Below are 23,192 nucleotides of genomic sequence, written 5' to 3'. Positions count from 1 at the left end.
GCGATCACGTCAAAAACTGTTCCATCACGATGCGGTCGTCCAGCGCATATTCGGGGTCGAACAGCAGGTCCAAACCAACCTGGCGGTCCGAGGACACAGTCACCTCTGCAACGTCGCGCACCTCACGCTGATCGGCAACCGCAGATACCGGACGCTTGCCCGCCTCCAACATGCGGAACGTAACCTGCGCTGCCGCGGGAATCAGCGCCCCGCGCCACCGCCGGGGCCGAAACGGGCTGATCGGCGTCAGGGCAAGCAGATCGCTCGAAAGCGGCAATATCGGACCGTTGGCCGAAAGATTATAGGCAGTCGATCCTGCGGGCGTGGCCACCAGTACGCCGTCGCACGTCAGTTCGGACATACGCACACGGCCATCGATACTGATCTCCAGCTTTGCCGTCTGGCGGGTTTCGCGCAGCAGCGACACCTCGTTGATCGCGGGGGAGACGACATGCTCGCCAGAAATGGTGCGCGCATCCATCTTCAGCGGGTGCAGGCGAAAACTCTTGGCATTACGAAGCCGGTCGGCGAGACCTTCGGTACGAAACTCGTTCATCAGAAAGCCTACCGTTCCCCGGTTCATACCGAATACGGGAAGGGTGCGACCCTGATTGAGCATTCCGTGCAACAATTGCAGCAGGAACCCATCGCCGCCCAACGCAACGACCATGTCCGCTTCCTCCAAGGGAACCCAGTCATGCAACGTTCGGACGACCTGTTCCGCGTCACGCCCCCCTTGCGTCGGCGACACGGCAAGAGCAGCGCGAGGAAAGCTCATCCGCCAGTAAAACTCATGTGGCGTGGGGTCGATATCGAGCTGGCGCCACGTTCAATGACGAAGTCATGCCCCTTCGGCTTTCGCGAAATCGCCTCGTCAAGCGCCGCGTCCAGCATGCCTTCATCCTCGCTGGCGCGCACCACGGCCCGCAGGTCCGCGCGATCCTCCTGACCCAGGCACATGTAAAGCTGACCCGTCGCCGTCAGGCGAACCCGGTTGCACCCTTCACAGAAATTATGCGTCAGCGGCGTGATGAACCCCAACCGCCCGCCGGTTTCCTCGACCTGAAAGTAACGCGCCGGGCCTCCCGTAGAATAAGCCAGCGGCGTCAGTTCGTAGCGTTCCGCCAAGCGGCCGCGCACGACGGACAGCGGCAAGTAATGATTCGCGCGATCCTCGCCGGTATCGCCCATGGGCATTGTCTCGATAAACGTCAGGTCGTGACCCGCGCCATGCGCCCACAGCATCATCGATTCGAGTTCGTCCTCGTTCACATGGCGCAGCGCGACGGCGTTGATCTTGACGGAGATGCCGGCTGCTTGCGCCGCCGCAATCCCCTCTTTCACCCGCTCAATATCTCCCCAGCGTGTAATGCTGCGAAACCGGTCGGCATCCAGCGTGTCTAGGCTGACATTGATGCGCCGCACCCCCGCATTCGCCAGGCCCGCCGCATGCTTCGCAAGCTGATTGCCGTTCGACGTAAGGGTCAGCTCCTCCAACGCGCCACTATCCAGATGCCGGGAAAGGCGCTCCGCCAAGCCCACTATCCCGCGCCGGACCAGCGGCTCACCCCCGGTCAGCCGTAGTTTACGCACGCCGCGGCGGATGAAGGCACTGGCGATCCGATCGATCTCCTCCAGGCTCAGCACGTCCTTGCGGGGAAGGAACTCCATGTCCTCCGCCATGCAATAGGTGCATCGCAGGTCGCACCGGTCCGTAACCGACACCCGCAAATAGGTGACCTGGCGACCGAATTTATCCACAAGAGGGGGAAGTGCCGACATTATTCGTTAGTGCGTATCCATTGCGCACCTTCAGGGCAAGCGCGGCAAACGGGCACTGGCCACCTGCGGGTACATTCGGGTAGGAACGGAATGGATCGTTCCGGCATAATGCGGTTCGAGCAGGAGACCGTCACTCTCGCCATGCAACGGACGCCCGTCTTTCTGTATTCAGCGCGCTATCGCCGCGAAGCGACCAGCGCGATCGCGGGGACGGGCCGTGAGGTGATTTCCTGCGGGTCCACCGAAAATCCCGGCCGCAGCTATCGGACATCACGAGCTTTCATTGCCGTGGTTGATGCACGCGGGGCGCTTGCGACGGGTCTGGAGGCCACGCGCTCGCTGTCAGGACATGTCGGTGAACGGCGGGGCGGCCTGCTCGTCCTTTTGTCGCGCAAGGACGCTGCTGCACTGCCCGATGTATATGAGGCGGGCGCCACCCATTATTTGGTCAGCCCGTTTGGCGCTGACCAACTTGGCACCGCGTTGAAGTTCGTTGAGCGGTCCATACGGCGCATGCGGGCGAGCGGGACCGAGGCGGCGGTGGCCGAGGCACAGGCGAATTTATCTCTCTCCCCAAGCTGGAGATGGGAACGGGGCAAGTGCGATATCGAAATATCCGCAGACCTTGCGCAGATGATCGGCATTTCCCGCTCGGAAACGCGGCTGGATGTCGACGCAGCGCTGGGGATGCTGGCCAGCCGAGAGCGCGTGCATGTGCGAAATTCCATGGAATCATTGCTCGCAGCCGGCATTTCTGGCGAAGTCTCGCATAGGATCCTTGTGGAGGGCGAGGCCCATCGCATCATTCATCACGTTCGGACATTGACGAACGAGGGTGGCACGGTCACCGGGCTTGCCGCCACCGTCGAGGACATCGATGCCACGGCGGCGCAGCAGCGGCTTTCTATCCATTATGATTCGCTGACTGGACTCTCCAGCCTGACCCACGTCCGCGCGCGGCTGAACGAAGCGCTGACACATGCGGACAGCTACGATCCTGCGGCGATTGCGATTTTGCTGGGTGTTTCGCGCCTGGATCAGGTGAATGCGGCCTATGGGCGCGTGGTCGCCGACGCGCTTTTGCAGGCGGTCGCGCGTCGCCTTACCCGCATTATGGAGGAGAGCGCACTGCCCAATGCAATCACCGCAAGATTGGGCGGGGCAGAATTCGCCATCGTGGCTTTCGGGCCTGTCATGTTGAATCAAGCCGTCTTTCTAAGTCAGTCTATTGCCAAACTCTTTTCCAGGCCTTTTGTCATTGAGGGGCGCGTTATCCACGTCGCCTGCCGTATTGGCATTGCCGCCGCCGATCGTGGCGTACAGCGCGCGGATGAACTCCTTCATCGCGCCAGTTCTGCGCTTGCCGGTGCCCGCGACGCCGACCCGAACAGCTTCCAGGTCTATCTGACCGGGCGGGAAGACGATCCGGCGCGTCTTGCAAGCCTGGAGCAGGTTGTGCGGGATGCCGCGCGGGATGGCGAGCTCGACATTCGCTACCAGCCTCAGGTCGACGCGCTCGAAGGACGGATTTCGGGCGTCGAGGCATTGGTGCGGCTGGACCACCCGATCTACGGCCTGCTGCCGGCCGAAACATTGCTAGCGACAGCAGAACGGGCTGAATTTGGCGTGGAACTGGGGCGCAACATCGTGCGCCAGGCCTGCCGGGAGGCGGCGGCATGGCCTGACGAGTTGGGGGATATTCGTCTGTCCGTCAATGTCACCGCCGCGGACATGCGGGGCACCGACTTCGTTCCTAACCTGATCGAGATCCTGAACGAGACGGGTTTTCCCGCTGAGCGGCTGACATTGGAAATTACCGAAGGCGGGCTCGTCGAAAACCTTGAGCGTACGGCCCACATGCTGTCGGGTCTGCGTGCCCGCCACATTCGCATTGCCATTGACGATTTCGGCACCGGCTATTCATCGCTGGCCTATTTGAAATCGCTTCCCCTCGACTATTTGAAGATCGATAAAACGATCGCTGCCGATATTGAGGGCGAAGTGCGCGACAAGATCATCGTGCGCGGGGTTGTCGACATGGCTCGCTCCCTTGGCATGACGGTCATCGCGGAGGGGGTGGAAACACAGGCGCAGCTGGACCTTCTCGTGCGCGAGGGCTGTAACTGGTACCAAGGCTATCTGTGCTCCGAGGCGCTTTCTTCCGAAAATCTGCAAAGCTTTGTGAAGGTCTGGAACCACGCAGGCGAGTTGGAACACGCCTGATCTTAGGGATAGCCATGCTCATCCATCCCACACGGCGTCTTGACGTCATAGGCGGATTGGTCCCCGCCCGCCGATATTAACCCTCCTGCAAGTCCATCTGTTCTAGGAATCTCTCGAACTGCTGCTCGAACATCGGGGTCGACCGGGATGAACAGGCTTGGAAACATGAAGACCTCCCTGGTCGATTGGCTGCGGCGGCGAACGGGCAACTGGCCCATAACGAAGAAAGTCCTGGCAGCGTTCGGCGGCGTGGCTATTGCCGGCAGCGCGGCAGCCTTGCTGATCGGCATTGGCGTTGTGATGATGGCCGACGCAGCCCGCTCGGCGCGCATGATCGCGAAGACAGCACAGGCGGTGACCGCTGCAGAGGCCGCGGTAGGAAGCGCACAAAGCAGCATCAAGGATTATGTCATCGCGCCCGGCGATGCTCCCGAAAGGAAGGTGCGTGGTCAGATCGCGAAAGGCCGAGCCGCCCTGGAACGCGCAGCCGCCAATATTGAGGAGACCGACTTTATTCATGCCAATCAGGCGATGGACGGACGTCTTGACGCGCTGGAGGCGAATTTCGCGCGCATCGTGAGCGCGCAGGAAAATATCGAAGCCGGGGCAGGGGCCACGCTTGATGAACTGACGCCCACCCTCGACGAGCAATTCGAAACGATGATCGAGGAGACCTTCCGCACGGGCAGTTTAGTGGCGGCAAGATCGACAGCTCAGGCGCTTCGTGATTATTCAGCCGCGCGGCACCAAGTCGATACTTTCCGCCTTACGGGCAGCAATTCTGCGGCGGAGGCCGCGCGCCTGGATCTGAGACGCTTGGACCAGTCGATGGACGGCCTGGTGACCGCCGTTGCCGGAACGGCAATGAGCCAGGCCGCCGATCAACTCGCCCGGAACGTGGGCCAATACCACCTTGCGTTTGGGCAGGTGGATCGGTTGACCCGCGCGCGCAACGCCAGCGTCGCGGAACTGGTCGGCGAGTTGGGGCCTGCTTTTGAAGCGGACGGGGAGGATCTGCGGCGGACAATCTCCGAAATGTCGGGCCGGTCAATCGCCTCGGTTCGGGGACTTCTCAACCTATTGCTCATGATCCTGGGCACCGTTCTGATTGTTGGCCTGTTTTCCGTGATCATTGCATGGTTGGTCAGCAGGGAACTGATCGCCGCGCCGATAGAAAATATGGCCAGTCTGATGCAGCGACTGGCTGCCGGTGAGCGCGACGTTGTCGTGACACGATTGGATCGCAAGGACGAGATCGGCGATATGGCGCGTGCGATTCTGGTGTTTGACGAAAATGCGCGCGAGGTCGCAGCGCAACGCGCCGCCGCCGATGATGCCCAGAAGCGCGAAGCGCAGGCCAAGCGCCTACGCGAGGAGGAACGGCAAGCCGAACGCCTGTTCGCTGAGGCGGAAAAACGCAAGGCTTTGTCGGAACTTGCAGACAACTTCGAAAGCTCGGTCCGAAACGTTGCAAGCGCGGTCAACATGGCTGCTCGCCAGATCGAAGCCGGGGCGCGGCAGGTTGCGGGCGCTGCAGGCGACAGTGCGCGGGTTTCCGCGGAAGCCGCCGTGGCGGCTCAGCAGTCGAGCCAGAATGCTCTTGCCGTTGCTCATGCATCCGAGGAGATGGCGCTTTCCATTGCAGAAGTTTCGGCACAGGTCGTCGAGTCTTCGGCGAAATCGCAAAATGCGGCTCGCCTAGCCCGTTCCACGGACACGATCGTGGTAGGGCTTGCGAAAGACGCGACGAAAATTGGTGAAGTTGTCGATTTGATCAACGATATTGCCGAGCAGACCAACCTTCTCGCGCTGAATGCGACGATCGAGGCGGCGCGCGCCGGCGATTTCGGTCGTGGGTTCGCGGTGGTAGCCGGCGAAATCAAGGCTCTCGCTAGCCAGACCGGCAAGGCAACTACCCAAATCGCCGAGCGGGTAGGGGGCATTCAGGCTGTATCCCGCGATGCCATCGCGGCGATTGAATCGATAACCGCATCCATCAGCGGTATCGACGGGATTGCCGCGACAGTGGCGGCGGCGGTGGAGGAGCAATCCGCAACTACAAGCGAGATCGCCTCCAACACTCAGCAGGCTGCCAGCGGAAGCCAATTGGTCGCGCGTAATATCGACCGCGTACGTAAGGGGATCGAGCAAACGGGCTCTGCTGCCGAACAATCGCTCTCGGCAGCAAGCCAATTATCCGCGCAGGCAGAAATGCTGCAAAAGGAAGTCGACGCTTTCCTGATCCGGGTGCGCGCCGCCTAGCCTACGGCCTTGTGCGGGGCAAAGCGCCAACGGTTCAGCCTGCCATCTTCGCAAGCGAACGCGCGATCTTGACCGTACCAGCCAGGCGCTGCTGTGGGCTGCGCCAGTCGCGACTGATGAACAGGCGCTGGTCCGGGCGCAGCTTCACCACCTCCGCATTGCGCTGCAGGAATCCCACCAGCTTCTCCGGCCGCGCAAACTCATTTTCATGGAATGTGATGAGGGCACCCTTTGCGCCGGCTTCGATCTTCTCGACGTTCGCGATGCGGCAAAGTGATTTCGTTTCTATGACTTGCATCAGGTTCTTCGCCTCGTCTGGCAGCGGGCCAAAACGGTCGATAAGCTCCGCAGCGAACGCGTCTATCTCTTCGCGTGACGTGAGGTCGCCAAGCCGCTTGTAAAGCGACATGCGCAGATTGAGGTCGCCGACATAATCCTCCGGGATCAGGATGGCGGCGTCCACGTTGATCTGTGGGCTGAAGGCCTCACGCGGTTTGTCGATGCCCGCCGCGTCGGCCTTCGCGACCAACATCGCGTCCTCCAGCATGGACTGATAAAGTTCGAACCCAACTTCCTTGATATGACCCGACTGTTCGTCGCCAAGAAGGTTTCCGGCCCCGCGTATGTCGAGGTCTTGTGCCGCAAGCTGAAATCCGGCGCCCAGTGAATCAAGACTGGACAATACCTGCAGCCGTTTCTGCGCAGTGGGACTGAGCGGTGTATCCTCCGCCGTTGTCAGATAAGCATAGGCCCGCGTTTTCGACCGTCCGACCCTTCCGCGCAGCTGGTACAGCTGCGCGAGGCCGAACATGTCAGCCCGATGGATAATCATCGTATTGGCGCTCGGAATGTCGATGCCGCTTTCGATGATCGTGGTCGACACCAGAACGTCATATTCATTGTCGTAGAAGGCGCTCATGCGCTCCTCGACCGCGGTCGCGCTCATCTGTCCGTGCGCCACGATGTATTTGACCTCTGGCACGTATTCCCGGAAAAACGCCTCAAGCTCAGGAATATCCTTTACCCGCGGCGTCACGAAGTAACTTTGTCCGCCGCGATAATGTTCACGCAGCAGCGCCTCGCGCACGACCACCGGATCCCACGGCATCACATAGGTTCGGATCGCCAGTCGATCGACTGGAGGCGTGGCAATCAGCGACATGTCACGCATGCCGGACATCGCCATTTGCAGCGTGCGCGGGATAGGAGTGGCAGTCAGCGTCAACATGTGCACGTCAGATTTCAGCTGCTTCAGACGCTCCTTGTGCGTGACGCCGAACCGCTGCTCCTCATCGACAATAACGAGGCCAAGACGCTTGAACTCGATCGACCTCGCCAAGAGCGCGTGCGTGCCGATGACGATGTCGATGCTGCCATCCGCAATGCCCGCCTTCGCGCGCGCCGTGTCCTTTTGGCCGACAAGTCGGGACAGATGGCCGATCTCTATCCCCAAACCCTCAAAACGTTGCTGGAAATTTCGCGCATGTTGGCGCGCCAGCAAGGTAGTGGGGCAGACGACGGCGACCTGTTGCCCTTCCAATGCCGCGACATAGGCAGCACGCATCGCCACCTCCGTCTTTCCGAACCCCACATCCCCGACAATCAGCCGGTCCACTGGCTTGCCGCTCGCCAGGTCGGCCAGCGTATCGTCGACGGCGTTTTGCTGATCCTCCGTCTCCTCATAGGGGAAGCGGTCAACGAAAGCGCCCAATTGCGAAGGATCGACGTCCAGCCTCTTGCCTTCGCGCAACGATCGTTCCGCTGCTGTACGGATCAACCCGGCAGCAATTTCGCCGATACGTTCCTTGGCGCGCGCTTTTCGCGCCTGCCAATTGGCACCGCCCATCCGGTCGAGGGCGACATCCTCGCCGGCGCCGTACCGGCTCAGCACATCCATATTCTCAACCGGCACGAACAGCCGGTCATCCCCGGCATAGGTCAGCGCAACACAGTCATGCGGCTGTCCGCCGACATCGATGGCCGTCAGCCCCTCATAGCGACCGATGCCATGATCGGTATGCACGACAAGATCACCCGGCGTCATCATTGCCAGTTGATCCATGAAGGCATTCGCCTTCCGCGCCCGCTTGGCCCGCCGCACCAGCCGATCGCCCAGCATGTCCTGCTCGCTGATCACGGCGATGTCGTGGTCGGTAAAGCCATGATCCAGCGGCAGCACCGCCAGCGCAATGCTGTCAGTACCTGAACGCGCGCTTTGCCAGTCTGGCACTTCGCTCAGTGGCCCTAGCCCATGCTCTTCCAGCAAACCCTTCAGCCGGTCGCGCGCGCCGACGGTATAGCTGGCGAGGATCACCTGCTTGCCATCCTTTCGCAGCGTCTCGGCATGGGCGCCGAGCGCCTGGTAGATGCTGTTTTCCCCCTTGCGCTCTGGCGCGAAATTGCGGGCAGGGCGGATGCCCAAATCCACACTGCGTCCTTCCTCTTCCGGCTGCTCGAAGGCGCTGGCCGTGTGAACGCCGAAGCGGCCCTTCAGCTCATGCCATTCGTCCGGGGTCAGGTACAATGCATCCGGGGCGAGCGGCCGGTAGCTTGCAGCACTTTTTTCCAACGCCTGCATTCTGTTATCATAATAATCTTGAATGGCTTCGAAACGCTGGTCCGCGGCAAGGGCGCTGCCCTCATCAGCCACAATGACGTCATTTTCAGACAGGAGGTCGAAGACGGTGCCCAATTCTCCCTCCAGCAGCGGCAGCCAGTTTTCCATGCCTGCCAGTCGGCGCCGTTCGCTGACCGCCTGATATAGCGGGTCGCTAGTGGCAGACGCACCAAAGCGTTCGACATAGGTTTGCCGAAATCGCGTTACCGCATCGTCGGTCAGCAGCAGTTCGCTGACCGGCTGCAGGATGAACGCATCCGCGTCGCCCACCGTTCGCTGCGTTCCGGGATCGAAGGCGCGGACCGATTCGATCTCATCGCCGAAGAAATCCAGTCGCAAGGCGGTTTCCCGTCCACCGGGAAACAGATCAATGAGGCCGCCCCGAACCGCGAACTCGCCCGGCTCCAGCACCGTATCGGTGCGCGTAAAGCCGTTCGCGGCCAGTCGCTGGGCAAGCTCCGTGGGTTCAATGACCTCACCCGCTGCTATCCTGACGGTCAGCGCGCGAATTCTCTCTGGTCGCAGCGCACGTTGCGTCAAAGCATTCACGGTCGTCACGACGAGTTCGGCGCCTTGCGGGCGGTCTGCCAGAGCGGCCAGCCCTGCAACCCTGTCTGCGCTCGCCTTCAGCGAGGGTGACGCCCGGTCATAGGGCAGCGAATCCCAGGCAGGCAGTGAAATGATTCTCGCATCCGGGGCAAAAAATGCCGCTGCGTCGGCAAGGTTCGTCGCGGCCAAGTCGTCCGGCGCAATATAGACCGCTCGCGCACCGGTGCGTGCCGCCTGCGTCGCCAATTGGGTCATGAAAAGCGGCAGATATCCGCTGGGCGCACCGCCGATTGCCAGCGGCGACGATGCCGCGGCAATCGTCTCAATCCTGTTCAAGTTCGGGTGCTTCTTTCCGGGCTGGGAATATAGTCAAGAATTTGCATTGCCTGCATGGTTTCGCCCTGAAAGCGTTCGGGGACGACTTGCGTTCCAATGGCCCATGCCATGATGTCTACGTCCTGCTCTTCCAACAGGGTCTCGTACCAGGCGATGGCTTCTTCATCCCAGGCTGCGAGGTGGCGGTCGCAAAATCCACCGATCAGCAGATCGGCCTCCTTCGTACCCCGATGCCAGGCACGGAACTTCAGCCTCCGGCGACGGGCGGCAAGTGGATCCTGTTGTGATTCTGGGGCGTCATTCACATAAGGTGACCTAGATATGCGCCCGGAACTCCTCAACCCCCTGTTCGCACCCTGCGACACGATTGATGGGGTCGGGCCGCGCCTGAAAAAGCAATTGGCGAAACTTGGCATCGAGCGAGTTCTCGACCTGATCTACCATCTTCCGGTCCAGCATATTCCCCGCATTCGCGTTGCCCGCCTTGAGTCCGCCATGGTGGGTCAGGTCATCATCGCGGAGGTGACGGTCTCCCAAATTGACGATGGCGATGGGCGCCGGCCTACCCGCGTCCGCGTGATGGACGCGGCAGGGCGACCAGCGACCCTCGTCTATTTTCACGATCGTGGATATGCGCGTAAAATTCTTCCCCCCGGGGAGACGCGCATTATCTCCGGCCGATTGGAAAGCTACGGCGATCAACTTCAGATCGTTCATCCGGATCATGTCGTAACGCAACAGAATAGCGACGAAATACCCGAGCGAGAGCCGGTCTATCCGCTTACCGAGGGTCTGACCAATAAACGGCTGGGCGGATTGATAGCCAATGCGTTGGAGAGAATTCCCGACATTGGCGAGTGGGCGGACGGAAATTTCATCGCGTCTCAGCAATGGCCCTGCTGGGCTGATGCGCTGGAGAAGGCGCACGCTGCTGACAATGACGCAGCCGCGCGAACAAGGCTGGCCTATGACGAGCTGCTGGCCAATCAGGTTGCCCTGCTGGCCATGCGCGAGGCGGCCCGGAAACGGCGTGGCCGCGCCCTGAAAGCGGAGGACCGTCTCATCACCCAGTTCCGGGCGAAGCTTCCCTACCGGCTGACCGGCGCACAGGAACGATCGATCGCAGAAATCATCGGCGACCTCGCCGCAGATGCGCCCATGCTCCGCTTGCTGCAGGGCGATGTCGGCAGCGGCAAGACTGCCGTGGCCCTGGCCGCCATGTTGCGCGCCGTGGAGGCGGGGGGGCAGGCCGCTATGCTGGCACCAACAGAGCTGCTCGCACGTCAACACCATGCCACTCTCACTGATATGCTCACCGGTTTGGGCGTGCGCTGCGCGATTCTGACGGGCCGCGAAAAGGGCGCGAAACGGACGGCGCTCTATGCGGAACTCGCTGCGGGCCAGATCGATATTCTGGTCGGAACCCATGCAATCTTTCAGGACGCTCTCACGTACAAGGATCTGGCCCTCGCGGTGATCGACGAGCAACACCGCTTTGGCGTGAATCAGCGTATGGCCCTCATGTCGAAGGCGAGGGTGCCGCCACATGTCCTTGTAATGACGGCCACACCGATTCCGCGCACTCTCACGCTGACGCAGTTTGGCGAAATGGCCGAGTCGCGTTTGGACCAGATGCCGCCGGGCCGTGTCCCCGTGGAAACGCGCGTCATCAGCCAGGACCGCCTGTCCGAAATCGTCGAATCCGCTGGGCGTCTTCTGGACAGCGGTGGTCGCGCCTATTGGGTTTGCCCGCTGGTAGAGGAGGGCAACGGCGCTGGTGAGCAGGCAGCCGCTGAAACCCGTTTTGCACTCCTAAAGAAGCGCTTCGGCGATGATGCTGTCGGCATGGTTCACGGCCAGATGCCCGGTCCCGAAAAAGACGCCGTCATGGCGTCATTCGCCGCAGGCGATATCCGGCTTCTGGTGGCGACTACGGTCATAGAAGTTGGTGTAAACGTGCCAGAGGCTACCCTGATGATCATCGAGCAGGCGGAACGGTTTGGGCTCGCTCAGCTGCATCAGCTTCGCGGTCGCGTTGGCCGGGGCGGGGGGAAATCGGTCTGCCTGCTGCTGCGCGCGCCGGAAATCAGCGAAACGGCGCGCGATCGCCTGAAATTGATCCGTGGCACTAACGATGGATTTGAAATCGCAGAGAAGGATCTAGCGCTGCGTGGCGCCGGTGAATTGCTGGGCACGAGACAGTCAGGGGAGGGTAGCTATCGCGTGGCACGGCCGGACGACATCATGCACCTCGCCGATCGTGCCCGCGCCGATGCAAAACTGTTCCTTGAGCATGAGGGCGGGTTTCAGGGTAGTTCCCGCCGCGATGCGATGCGCGCGCTACTTTACATGTTCGAGCGCGACACGGCTGTCCCGCTGCTACAATCAGGCTGACGAGGGCAGCGATACGATTTTGGCGCCTCTTTGCGGCACCTCATGCTCGTGGGTGAATTCGGGAACCAGCTCCTTCAACAGGCGCAACGTGCTGACCCTGTCCCTGCGCTGGGCGGCGTCTTGCAGCTTCTTCAATGCGGCCTCCAGCACCCGGTAATCCACCGTTCGGGGCTGAGCGAGTGTGATGCCGGCGCGCTCCGTCGGAACGGCTTCCTCGCCGTCATGCAGAAGTTCTTCGTATAATTTCTCACCTGGACGAAGGCCGGTAATCTCAATCTTGATGTCGCGCTCGACCTTCAGGCCCGACAGTTCGATCATGCGCTTGGCAAGGTCTATGATACGCACGGGCGCGCCCATATCGAGCACAAATATCTTGCCGGCCGCCGCGCTGCCACGGCTGCCGATTTCGCCCGCATGCAGGACCAGCTCGACGGCCTCACTGATCGTCATGAAGTAGCGCGTGATATTCGGGTGCGTGATTGTGAGGGGGCCGCCGCGTTCCAGTTGCTGACGGAACCGCGGAACGACTGACCCCGTGCTGCCCAGCACATTCCCGAACCGGACGGTGACAAAGCGCAAATCCTGCTTGCGACGCTCCGAATGCAGGTCCAGCGCCTGGCAATAGCTTTCCGCCAAACGCTTCGTCGCGCCCATCACATTTGCCGGATTCACGGCCTTGTCGGTGGAAATAAGGACCATTGCCTTGGTGCGATGGCGCAGGCAGGCATCTGCCACATTTCGCGTACCGATTGCGTTGGTAAGGATCGCCTCATTGGGGTTCGCCTCTACCAGCGGCACATGCTTCAAGGCGGCGGCGTGTAAAACAATTTCCGGAGCGGCCCGACCGAAAACATCCTCTATCCGCTGCGTATCCCGCACGTCACCAATCATCGAATTGAGGTTAAGGCTAGGGTAGCGTTCGCTTATTTCAATATCGATCTTGTAGAGCGCAAATTCGCTGGCATCTAACAGCGTCAGCTCCGAGGGGCCGTAGCTCGCAATCTGCCGCACGAGTTCGCTGCCGATCGACCCTCCGGCGCCCGTTACCAGAACCCGCTTGCCGGCAAGAAATTCCCGTAGCGGAGATCGGTCCAGCTTGGTTTGCGGACGGCCCAGAAGATCCTCGATCGCCACCGGACGCAGCCGCACTTCCTCGTCCAGACCGGATTGTAGGGTGAGCGATGTCGGAATGCGGTCCAGCGACATGCCGAGTTCACCCGCCATCGCGATCAGCTCGTCGATGTCGCTGGCCTCCAGAGCTGATGGCGACAGCGCAAATCGCTTGGGCTCGATCCCGCGAGCAACTAGCTTGTGTATCACCTTCTGCAGATCGCGTAGCGATCCGTCGACGCGAACGCCCTGTATGGAACTGCCCTTCGAGCGCGGGTCAAGACTAACCAGCGATGCCACCGTATACGGGGTGTCGGAACTTGTCTTCAGACGGCGGATAAAGGCGTCGGCCTCCGCGTCCGCGCCGATCACAATGATCGGTTCCTTTCCGTGCTTACTCCGGAGGACGCCGCGTAAACCCCTGTCCTTCAGGCTGCGATAGGCCAACCGCGTTCCGCCAAGCAAAAACACCATCAGGACAAAGGCGATGATAAGGATCATGCGCGGGAAATCTTCGAGCCGGTTCAGGAAGAACAGAGCGATGGCAACGCCCGCTGTCGTAACGAACGCGGCCTGGACGATGCGAGACAAATCGGCGATCGACGCATAACGCCATATCCCCCGGTAAAGACCCATCAATATGAAGACGACGCCGCCGACCGCCATCGCGCAGAAAGCCGTCTGCAGAATCAGCGACCCGTTGCCCAAAAGACTTTCCGGTTCCAGCCGTACCGCGAACGCGATGACGAAGCTCGCGGCTGCCATGAAGATGTCATGCAGAAGCGCTAAGGTTGACCGGGAAAGCTTTCGCCGTGACTCCATACTCATACTACCTTTTGTCTGGCGCTGCGGATCCCCGTACCGGAAATATGGTTTCGAAACCACGCCACTGTTCGTTCCAGATCGTGTCCCTTATCGGGATGCCATTGCATAAACCTGAAGAACTCCGACTGTTCGATGCTGAGCGGGTCCAACAGCCGCCTGATCCGTTCGCCCTGGCCCGTTAGCAGACCCGCCATTCTAAGCAGAACCGTGGGTACGGGGAATAACGGTTCGTCGCGCCCAGACGCTCGGAATAGCTCACGAATCAGCTGATTCAGTGGCAATATGACGGGATCTGCCACCAAAAAGGTGCGCCCGGACGCTTTCGGGTGTCGTACCGTCCGCACCAGCGCTTCGGAAAATAATCCGACGTCAATCATGGCGCGCGGATTTTCCGCCGCACCAAACAGCCGCGGCAGGGACGATCCCGACAACACTGATTCAATCAGCGCAGCGAAGTTTGCCTTCACGCCTGGACCGTAAATGAGCGGCGGTCGAATGACGACGACCTCCAGACCTGTCTCCTGGGCTATCTTCGCCAGTGCGCGCTCCGCTGCCAGCTTGGATCTGCCATAAGCATCCGCCGGGGCCGGTTCATCATCCGCGCGAAAAGGCTGCGCTTCAGTCGCTGTCTCCCCATTCACCTTGATGGAGCTGACGAATACAAACCGCCTCACCCCCGCACGAACTGCATCGCGCGCCAGCTTTGCGGTGGCCAAATGATTGATCCGATCATATTCCGCCTCGGGATCGGCGACCGTTTCGTTCATTACGTGCGCACGATTTGCCAGATGGATCACGGCATCGGCACCGGCAAGAGCGTCCGCAAAATCTGTGGCTGGGGCGAAGTCGCCTACGGCTCTATCCACGGACGGCCCGCTCGCACGACCGACGCGGATTGTTTGGATCCCGGTCTGCTCAAGATATTTCGTCAGATGTTGTCCGACGAACCCGGTCGAGCCGGTTACGGCGACGATCATGCCCGTTTCGCCGCGCGGGTCATCGCAAGCAGCAACAGAGCAGTAGCCAGAGCTGCCATCAACAGCCGCGCATATTCCCCTAGATGAAGAAGCGGCAGGGCCAGCAGAACGAGCACCGCATTCAGTGCGAGCACTGCCGACGATGTGTGCGCATGGGACCACTTCCCCTGGACGGCCCGCTGATAAAAGTGAGAGCGGTGCGCATCAAATATCCTTTCGCCACGCAGAAGGCGCGTCACCAACGTAATCGTAGCGTCCGCCGCATAATAAAGCGGCAAGATGATCGCTGGCAGCCAGAAGCCACGCGACGCGAGCACAAGCAAAAGTCCACCGGCAAGAAATCCCAAGGGCAAGCTGCCCACGTCCCCCATGAACAGGCGTGCCGGATGCCAGTTCCAGATGCCGAACCCCACCATCGCGCCAACAGTCACGGCGCCGGCAACCACAAGATCACCCCCGATCGCGGGAACGATAATGCCGAGTAAAAAAATACCCGCGCCCACCATGCCTAACTCGCTGACCGTGATGCCATCGATCCCGTCCATGAAGTTCACGGCGTTTACCATCCACAACCACGCGACAATCGTCAATATACGGTCCAGCCAAAATGGCATAACACCCTGAAAAACCGGCCCATCAAGGAAGGGCAATGCGACCACAACGGCGACAGTCTGGACAAAAAACCGAAGAAGCGGAGACTGTTCTGAGCGGTCATCCATGAAGCCGATGATCGCCAGACCCACCGCGCCCGCCAGTAACGCCAGATGCCCCAGCGTAACATCGGAGTAGGCCATCCATCCGACGATCATTAGCAACAGCAATACCGGCACGACCGCCAGGCCACCGCCACGCGGGGTGGGTGTATGATGGCTCGACCGCGCATTCGGCACATCCATGATCGCCTTCCGCCGCAACCACGGCAAAACGGCGCGGGTTGCCATGGCGGTGAAAATGGCCGCGATGACGATAAGGATGAGGGCGGGCCACATGCCTATTGCGGACGGGATATCAGCGCCCGTGGTAAACCTCATGATAACGCTCGCTTCTATTTCGCGCGGCGTACGATGCCGTGGCGTTTTTTCCCGGCTGACAGGCGGGTTTCGGACTCCGTGCCTATCAGGGCAGTCTCATCGGAAATCGCTTCGCCATCCATGCGCGCGCCGCCCCCCTTTATCAGGCGGCGAGCCTCGCCCTTCGATGCAGCAAAGCCAATTCCGACAAGCGCGTCAAGAATAGAGACAGGCGCATCGACGGTCAGGCTAGGCAGGTCCTCGCCGGTTCCCCCGCTAGCAAAAGTCTTCTGAGCCGTTTGCGCAGCTGCATCGGCAGCAGCCTTCCCCCGACACATCGCAGTTGCCTCATTTGCAAGGACTTCCTTGGCGCCATTTATATCGGCGCCTTCCAGGGCCTCCAGCCGCTCAATCTCGCTGAGAGGCAGATCGGTAAAGAGACGCAGAAACCGTCCAACATCCGCATCCTGTGTATTGCGCCAGAATTGCCAGTAGTCATACGAGGGTAGTTGCTCCTCGTTCAGCCAGACCGCGCCCGCCTCCGTCTTGCCCATCTTCTTGCCGTCGGCAGTGGTCAGGAGGGGGGTTGTAAGACCGAACGCATGTCCTCCCTCCACACGGCGGACCAGCTCCATGCCGTTAACGATATTGCCCCACTGGTCGCTACCGCCCATCTGCAATACGCAATCATCGCGACGATACAGCTCAAGGAAGTCATATCCTTGTAAGATCATGTAATTGAATTCAAGGAATGTCAGCGGCTGCTCGCGATCCAGCCGCAGCCTGACACTGTCGAATGTCATCATGCGGTTAATGGTGAAATGCCGGCCGATGTCCCGCAGAAACGGAATATATTCCAGTTTTGACAGCCAGTCGTCATTGTTCACCATTATGGCATCTGAAGGGCCATCGCCAAATCTCAGGAAACGTTCGAATATCGTTCTGATGGACGCTATATTGGCGTTGATCGCGTCGTCATCGAGGACGCGGCGCATCTCGTCCTTTCCGGAGGGGTCCCCGACTTTCGTCGTACCGCCGCCCATCAGCACGATCGGCTTGTGGCCGCTCTGTTGCAGGCGGCGCAGCATCATGATCTGCACCAGACTTCCAACATGGAGGGATGCAGCGGTGGCGTCAAAGCCGATATACCCAGCGATCGGCGTGGCGGCTGCCTTCTCGTCCAGCCCCTCGGCATCGGTTATCTGGTGGATATAGCCGCGCTCGGAGAGCAGGCGTAGAAGATCGGAGCTGTACGTCGTCATGGCGGCCGCGCCCCTAGCACGAGGGAGATGATATGAGTAGCCGCCTTTACCGCGCCATCGGACTGATGTCGGGCACATCCATGGATGGCGTCGATGCAGCGCTGATCGAAACCGATGGGGAAGCGCATATCAGGCCGCTTGCCAATGCCTCCCGCGCTTATGACGAGGAAACCCGCGCTGGCATTCGTGACGCGGTGGCCCAGGCATTGCAGGAGGATGTGCCCCGTCATGGTGCGCCTTACGATGCCCTTTCCCGGCGCTTGACCATGATTCATGCCGAAGCTGTTGGCGCCCTGGGAGCCGCCGCCGACATTGTCGGCTTCCACGGCCACACGATCGCACATCGCCCTGATAGAGGCTGGACATGGCAGATCGGCGACGGTGCCTTGCTGGCACAATTATTACGGACAGAAGTCGTCGACGACCAGCGAAGTGCGGATGTCGCCGCGGGCGGGCAGGGGGCGCCGCTCCTGCCTGCCTACCACCGCGCGCTCGCAACGGGACAGCAGCGACCTTTGGGTATCCTCAATCTGGGCGGCGTGGGGAATCTGACGTGGCTGGGGCAGGGCGGCGAGATCATCGCCTTCGACACCGGGCCAGGCAATGCCTTGATTGATGACTGGGTGCGGGAGGCGACGGGCGCATCCTATGACCAGGATGGCACACTAGCGGCGCGGGGCACCGCCCATGAGGAAATATTGGCAACCATGCTCGATATTGACTGGTTCGACAGGTCACCGCCCAAATCGCTCGACCGGCAGGATTTCTCACTCGCCGCGGTTCGGGGCCTCGCTGCCGAAGATGGCGCCGCGACGCTAACGGCGTTCACGGCCATGACCGTTGTTCAGGCGATGCGCCATGTCCCGAAAAGGCCCCAGCGCCTGCTCGTCACCGGTGGAGGACGGCACAACTTAACCTTGATGCAGGAAATCGCCCGGCGCACAGGCATCACCTCTCTCCCTGTCGAAGACGTCGGCTGGAACGGCGATTCGATGGAAGCAGAAGGCTTTGCCTGGTTCGCGGTCCGCCACCTGCGCGGCTTGCCGACAAGCTTTCCGGAAATCAGCGGCCCTGACCGTCCCGTCGTATGTGGAACCCTGCACTCGCCCAGTTAAAGGCCTATGGAACCTGCAATGTCGACGGCAGAACCGGAATGTTGGAAAGTAGCCCGACATCGCGTCGGGCTCCCGACCCTATCGTGCCAGGTCCGTCGCCAGACGCATGTCGACGTAGTGATCGACCACCGCCATCACCTCTTCATGACGACCGGGAAAGCCATAGGTGGCCCCCTCGACGACCTTGTGGGTAATGGTGATGTGCTTCTGCGTCTTCAACTTGTCGACCAGCTTCTGCACGCCGCCGGGCGTGACAACATCATCACTTCCGCCGTTGAGAATCAGCCCGGATGAGGGGCAGGGAGCCAGAAAGCCGAAATCGTAAAGATTGGCGGGCGGCGCCAGCGACAGGAAGCCCCGGATCTCCGGTCGGCGCATCAATAGCTGCATGCCGATCCAGGCGCCGAAGGCAAAGCCGCCGACCCAGGTAAACGGCGCTTCGGGGTTGAACTGCTGCACCCAGTCAAGCGCACTGGCCGCATCGGACAATTCGCCGATACCATTGTCAAATTCGCCCTGACTCTTGCCGATCCCGCGAAAATTGAAACGCAGGGTGGCGAAACCGCGGCGCGTAAAGCTATTGTACATCGCCATTGTCAGGGCGTCGTTCATCGTTCCGGGATGCGGATGCAGGATGATCGCAACTGGAACGCGCGCGGCACGGCCTGGCGTATAGCGGCCCTCCAGACGGCCCTCGGGGCCGGGAATTATGACTTCGGGCATGGGATGAGACTTTCAGGGCCGAAACTTTGAAATGAGGCCGCGCCTATATAGGATGAACTCCGCTTTTCTCAACGGAAACCAGCTTGACGAAAAAACGACTGATTTATTTGGATTGGAACGCGACGGCCCCCATGCGCCCGCAGGCGGTGGCGGCCATGGCGGATGCCGCCGGTCTATGGGCCAATCCCTCCTCCGTTCACGGACCGGGTCGGGCTGCGCGCGCCATGATCGAGGATGCGCGCGAACGGATCGCCACCGGCCTTGGGGTCTTTCCCGACCAGCTTGTCTTCACCAGCGGCGGCACAGAGGCGGCGACATTGGTCATGCGGGGAATGTCGGCGGCGCGGCGGCTCGTATCCGCGATCGAACATGACGCCGTGTTGATGAGTGCGCCTGACGCGGCCTTGGTGCCGGTAGGGCAGGACGGGATTATCGATCTCGACGCCCTCCGCGATATTTTGGGGGACGGGCAGGACCCAGCGCATGTCGCCCTGATGCACGCGAATAATGAAACCGGCGCATTGCAGCCGATCGAGGAAGCTTACGAACTGGTGCAGGCGGCGGGGGGAACCCTGTTCGTCGATGCCGTACAGACTGCGGGGAAACGGCCTTTGCCGCCCGCCGACTTCCTGGCGGTTTCCTCGCACAAGCTGGGTGGCCCACCCGGAATAGGGGCTGTCATCGCCCGCTGCGCGACTGGCCTTCACGCAGTTCAGAAGGGCGGAGGTCAAGAAAGGGGATTGCGGGGCGGAACGGAAAATCTTCCCGGCATCATGGGATTTGCTGCGGCCATTGCCAACAGCGACCGCGACTGGCTCGTCGAGGCGGCTGCAAGGCAGAATCGGATGGAAGCCCGCCTTAAAGCGGCCGGTGGCCGTGTCTTTGCCGAACGTGCGGAAAGATTGCCCAATACCAGTCTGATTAGAATGCCTGGCGTGGCAGCAACGACGCAGCTGATTAGTCTGGATCTGCAAGGCTTCGCCGTATCCGCTGGCTCCGCCTGTTCCTCTGGCAAGGTTGGCGCCAGTCATGTACTGTCCGCCATGGGGGTGGCCCCGCAAGAGGCTGGCGAAGCGATCCGAATCAGCACCGGGTGGACAACAACGGATTCGGACATCGACGATTTCTGCACAGCATGGGAAGACCTTGCGGCACGCCGGGTGGCGGCATGAGCATCTATCTGGATTATCAGGCCACGACGCCCGTCGATCCTAGGGTCCTTGCCGCTATGCAGCCCTATTGGGATACCCATTTCGGCAATCCGCACTCGCAGCACCGCAGCGGCTGGCAGGCGGCGGCGGCCGTCGATCTGGCGCGCGAGAACGTCGCCGCTCTCGTCGGCGCACCGGCCGAATGGTGCATCTTCACGTCGGGTGCGACCGAGGCGAATAATCTGGCGCTAAAGGGCGCGATGGAGGCTGCCCCGCAGGGCCGCCGTCGCCTGGTAACCCTGGCCACCGAGCATAGCTGCGTATTGGAAAGCGCGCGTGCTCTCGAGGCACGAGGTTTTGATCTGACCATTCTACCGGTGGAGTCGGATGGCCTTATTGATCTCGCCACCTTGCAGGACGCACTCGACGAAGACGTGGCTCTCGTGTCGGTGATGGCCATCAATAACGAGATCGGCGTGATCCAGCCACTGAAGCAGATTGGCGGCCTCGCGAAATCAGTCGGAGCCTTGTTCCACTCGGACGCGGCGCAGGCCTTTGGAAGAATGCCTATCGACATCAATGATGTGGGAATCGACCTTCTCAGCATATCTGCGCATAAGATTTACGGGCCAAAAGGTGTGGGAGCTCTGCTCATAAGGCCAGGAACGTCAGTTTCGCCGCAGATGCACGGCGGCGGGCAAGAGGGTGGGGGTCTTCGTTCCGGCACCTTGCCACCAGCTCTGTTGGCGGGATTGGGGGCTGCAGCGAAGCTGGCATCGGAGCAGATGAAGGAGGACGCTGACCACGCGCGCAGGCTGTGGGACCTGATGCTTGGGCGTCTTCCGCAACCCTTTCAGGTAAATGGCAGTATCGTGCATCGCTGGTACGGAAACTTGAACATCGCTTTTCCCGGCATTGATGGATCGCGGCTGCTGTCCGATCTGCGTGGCCTCATGATTTCCTCGGGTGCGGCATGCGCCAGCGCGGCGGGCCGCAAAAGTCATGTTCTGCAGGCAATCGGCACGGACCCGGCCCTCGCCCGCGCAAGCCTTCGCATCGGCTGGGGGCGGTTCACAACGGAAGAGGACATTGAGGAAGCAAGCAGGATGATAGCAGAGGCCGTTCAGGCGCAGCGGAAAATGGCGGCATGACGCTGGTCCGCTTTCTCGATTCCGATGGGCATATGTCTGCCGAGGTTGAAGTCCCTGCCGGGGAACCGGTGCTCAAGGCCGCCCAAAATGCGGGTCAGCCCCTGGAGGGTACCTGCGAAGGCCAGATGGCCTGTTCGACCTGTCACGTGCTCGTGATGTCTGTCGCCGGCGAAGCCCCGGCCCCACCCAGCGAGGAGGAGGAGGACATGCTCGACTTTGCCTATGGCGCAACCAGGCAGTCGCGCCTTTCCTGTCAGTTAATGGCAACGGAGCAGCTGCGCGAAATTGTGCTGCGCATGCCCGGAGGAAGCGTGGACATGTCCCGATAAGAATTGATTCTGCTTATTGATAGCGATCAACCACGCGGCTATCTGCCTGCCCCATGAGTACGAACAAAATCGGAACATTGTGTGTCGTTGGCGGCGGTAATATGGGCGGGGCGCTTCTTTCCCGCTGGTGCGCGGCCGGCATCGCCGAGAAGATATTCCTGATCGATCCAGCGGATGTCGACGCCCCCGACGGCGCTTCTCATGTCAGGGATTTCGCCGGGATTGACGGCACTGCAGATGTGGTTGTGGTCGCCGTAAAGCCTGATTTGGCAGCCGATGTGCTGACAGAACTGACGCCTCTTCTTACCGAACACACGATTATCGTTTCAATCATGGCCGGCCTTCCGCTTCCCGCCATGTCAAAGCATGTTTCCACGGGGAAACTCGTTCGCGCCATGCCCAATACGCCGTGCAAGGTGGGCGCAGGTGTCACCGGTCTGTTCACAGAACAACTTTCCGGGATTGAGCGGACCAATATCAGCGCTCTCTTCGATGTAACCGGCGCCACTCATTGGCTGTCGGAAGAAGTCCAATTCGACGCGCTAACGGCGGTTTCCGGGTCCGGCCCGGCCTATGTCTTTCGCATGGTCGAGGCGCTGGCGGCGGCGGGCGAGGGCGTGGGTCTGGAACCAGAGCTTGCCCGGCTGCTGTCCCGCCAGACGATTATCGGCGCTGGCGCCCTGTTGGCGGACGACGCGCGGGAGGCACGGGAATTGCGGGCCGCGGTGACCAGTCCCAATGGGACGACAGAGGCGGGGCTGGAAGCACTGGATGCGGATCCAGGCTTGCCGGCGGTGATACGCGCCGCGGTGCGCGCGGCAGCCACGCGCTCCCGCGAAATCTCCAATGAGGATTAGGTCTCTGCCTGCATCCTGAGAATTTCCGGTTTTCGCGTCTCTGGCAGAAGTTCGGCCAGCACCTTCCAGAATCCGGTAACCGCGTCCTGCCCGGCAGCGGCATAGGCCCCTGCCATGCGTTGGCGCAGTAGTTCGAAAAGCTCATGTTCGAGCCGAAGACCCGCATCCGTGAGGGTAATGCGCCGCTCTCGTCTATCCTTCGTTCCAACTGCCAATGTCGCGAGTTCCCGTGACACCAGATCTCCAAGGACGCGACTGAGCGATTGCTTCGTAACATTCAACAGCCGGATCAGTTCGCCGACCGACAGGCCAGGACGCCTTGCGATAAAATACATCGCCCGATGGTGCGCGCGGCCAAGGCCGCTGTTCGCCAGACGCGCATCGGCAATACTGATGAGATCGGAATAGCCGAAATATAGCAGCTCGATACCCCGGCGCACCTCGCTTTCTCTAAGGAACAGCGGTGACGCAGAAGGAACGCTCGTTTGCGGAAGGTCAACCATGCTGACTATTCTTGCA

At 60.9% G+C, this 23,192-nt stretch carries 18 protein-coding genes; 8 read left to right on the top strand and 10 right to left on the bottom strand.

From position 1 onward, the window contains the following. Window positions 1-4 precede the first annotated feature (4 nt). Complete coding sequence (locus ACSMXM_RS04030) at window positions 5-778, bottom strand: NAD kinase (RefSeq protein WP_460314162.1); 774 nt, start codon at window positions 776-778, stop codon at window positions 5-7. Further along, window positions 775-1,782: a GTP 3',8-cyclase MoaA gene (moaA, locus tag ACSMXM_RS04025; protein WP_460314160.1), complete on the bottom strand. Its 1,008-nt coding sequence runs from the start codon at window positions 1,780-1,782 to the stop codon at window positions 775-777. The genes ACSMXM_RS04030 and moaA overlap by 4 nt, the downstream gene beginning before the upstream one ends. Before the next feature lie 90 nt (window positions 1,783-1,872). Here moaA and ACSMXM_RS04020 point away from each other — a divergent pair, with 90 nt between their 5' ends. Next, the gene (locus ACSMXM_RS04020; RefSeq protein ID WP_460314158.1) at window positions 1,873-4,005 is read left to right on the top strand and encodes a putative bifunctional diguanylate cyclase/phosphodiesterase; all 2,133 of its coding nucleotides are present in this window, start codon (window positions 1,873-1,875) and stop codon (window positions 4,003-4,005) included. Window positions 4,006-4,170: 165 nt separating this feature from the next. Next, entirely contained in the window at window positions 4,171-6,267 is a 2,097-nt protein-coding gene (locus tag ACSMXM_RS04015) for a methyl-accepting chemotaxis protein (RefSeq protein WP_460314156.1), read from the top strand. A 34-nt stretch (window positions 6,268-6,301) separates the two neighbouring features. Here the strand turns inward: ACSMXM_RS04015 and mfd are convergent, their stop codons facing one another. Both mfd and ACSMXM_RS04005 read right to left on the bottom strand, forming a co-directional pair. Then, window positions 6,302-9,769, bottom strand: a complete 3,468-nt coding sequence (gene mfd / locus ACSMXM_RS04010) for a transcription-repair coupling factor (RefSeq protein ID WP_460314154.1) — start codon at window positions 9,767-9,769, stop codon at window positions 6,302-6,304. Beyond that, entirely contained in the window at window positions 9,766-10,074 is a 309-nt protein-coding gene (locus ACSMXM_RS04005; protein WP_460314152.1) for an FAD assembly factor SdhE, read from the bottom strand. Before ACSMXM_RS04005 ends, mfd begins: the two co-directional genes overlap by 4 nt. Before the next feature lie 16 nt (window positions 10,075-10,090). Here ACSMXM_RS04005 and recG point away from each other — a divergent pair, with 16 nt between their 5' ends. Next, window positions 10,091-12,163: an ATP-dependent DNA helicase RecG gene (recG, locus tag ACSMXM_RS04000; RefSeq protein ID WP_460314151.1), complete on the top strand. Its 2,073-nt coding sequence runs from the start codon at window positions 10,091-10,093 to the stop codon at window positions 12,161-12,163. On the opposite strand, the gene ACSMXM_RS03995 is transcribed toward recG, so the two are convergent. From ACSMXM_RS03995 to tyrS, 4 genes are all read right to left on the bottom strand, one after another. Further along, window positions 12,155-14,038: a polysaccharide biosynthesis protein gene (locus ACSMXM_RS03995; protein ID WP_460314150.1), complete on the bottom strand. Its 1,884-nt coding sequence runs from the start codon at window positions 14,036-14,038 to the stop codon at window positions 12,155-12,157. The two genes, recG and ACSMXM_RS03995, sit on opposite strands and share 9 nt — an antisense overlap. A gap of 59 nt (window positions 14,039-14,097) precedes the next feature. Then, entirely contained in the window at window positions 14,098-15,075 is a 978-nt protein-coding gene (locus ACSMXM_RS03990; RefSeq protein ID WP_460314148.1) for an NAD-dependent epimerase/dehydratase family protein, read from the bottom strand. After that, on the bottom strand, window positions 15,072-16,016 hold the full coding sequence (locus ACSMXM_RS03985; RefSeq protein WP_460314146.1) for an MraY family glycosyltransferase: 945 nt from the start codon (window positions 16,014-16,016) through the stop codon (window positions 15,072-15,074). The genes ACSMXM_RS03990 and ACSMXM_RS03985 overlap by 4 nt, the downstream gene beginning before the upstream one ends. A gap of 104 nt (window positions 16,017-16,120) precedes the next feature. Next, the gene (tyrS, locus tag ACSMXM_RS03980; RefSeq protein ID WP_460314144.1) at window positions 16,121-17,347 is read right to left on the bottom strand and encodes a tyrosine--tRNA ligase; all 1,227 of its coding nucleotides are present in this window, start codon (window positions 17,345-17,347) and stop codon (window positions 16,121-16,123) included. Between the two features lie 32 nt (window positions 17,348-17,379). Here tyrS and ACSMXM_RS03975 point away from each other — a divergent pair, with 32 nt between their 5' ends. Continuing rightward, window positions 17,380-18,462, top strand: coding sequence for an anhydro-N-acetylmuramic acid kinase (locus ACSMXM_RS03975; RefSeq protein ID WP_460314142.1), 1,083 nt, complete (start codon window positions 17,380-17,382; stop codon window positions 18,460-18,462). A gap of 78 nt (window positions 18,463-18,540) precedes the next feature. On the opposite strand, the gene ACSMXM_RS03970 is transcribed toward ACSMXM_RS03975, so the two are convergent. After that, a complete protein-coding gene (locus tag ACSMXM_RS03970; protein ID WP_460314140.1) occupies window positions 18,541-19,185 on the bottom strand; it encodes an alpha/beta hydrolase in 645 nt (214 codons plus the stop codon). A gap of 83 nt (window positions 19,186-19,268) precedes the next feature. Between ACSMXM_RS03970 and ACSMXM_RS03965 the strand changes: the two genes are divergently transcribed. From ACSMXM_RS03965 to proC, 4 genes are read left to right on the top strand one after another with little or no spacing between them, the layout of a single operon-like run. Further along, entirely contained in the window at window positions 19,269-20,357 is a 1,089-nt protein-coding gene (locus ACSMXM_RS03965) for a cysteine desulfurase family protein (protein ID WP_460314138.1), read from the top strand. After that, window positions 20,354-21,487, top strand: coding sequence for a cysteine desulfurase family protein (locus tag ACSMXM_RS03960; protein ID WP_460314136.1), 1,134 nt, complete (start codon window positions 20,354-20,356; stop codon window positions 21,485-21,487). The genes ACSMXM_RS03965 and ACSMXM_RS03960 overlap by 4 nt, the downstream gene beginning before the upstream one ends. Next, a complete protein-coding gene (locus ACSMXM_RS03955; RefSeq protein WP_460314134.1) occupies window positions 21,484-21,816 on the top strand; it encodes a 2Fe-2S iron-sulfur cluster-binding protein in 333 nt (110 codons plus the stop codon). The genes ACSMXM_RS03960 and ACSMXM_RS03955 overlap by 4 nt, the downstream gene beginning before the upstream one ends. 53 nt (window positions 21,817-21,869) lie before the next feature. Further along, the gene (gene proC, locus ACSMXM_RS03950; protein WP_460314132.1) at window positions 21,870-22,673 is read left to right on the top strand and encodes a pyrroline-5-carboxylate reductase; all 804 of its coding nucleotides are present in this window, start codon (window positions 21,870-21,872) and stop codon (window positions 22,671-22,673) included. On the opposite strand, the gene ACSMXM_RS03945 is transcribed toward proC, so the two are convergent. After that, window positions 22,670-23,176, bottom strand: coding sequence for a MarR family winged helix-turn-helix transcriptional regulator (locus ACSMXM_RS03945; protein ID WP_460314131.1), 507 nt, complete (start codon window positions 23,174-23,176; stop codon window positions 22,670-22,672). The genes proC and ACSMXM_RS03945 overlap by 4 nt on opposite strands. Window positions 23,177-23,192 lie beyond the last annotated feature (16 nt).

Source organism: Pacificimonas sp. ICDLI1SI03, from assembly GCF_054740865.1.
Note: the sequence above shows the minus strand (reverse complement) of the source record. Positions and strands in the feature narration are given on the sequence as shown.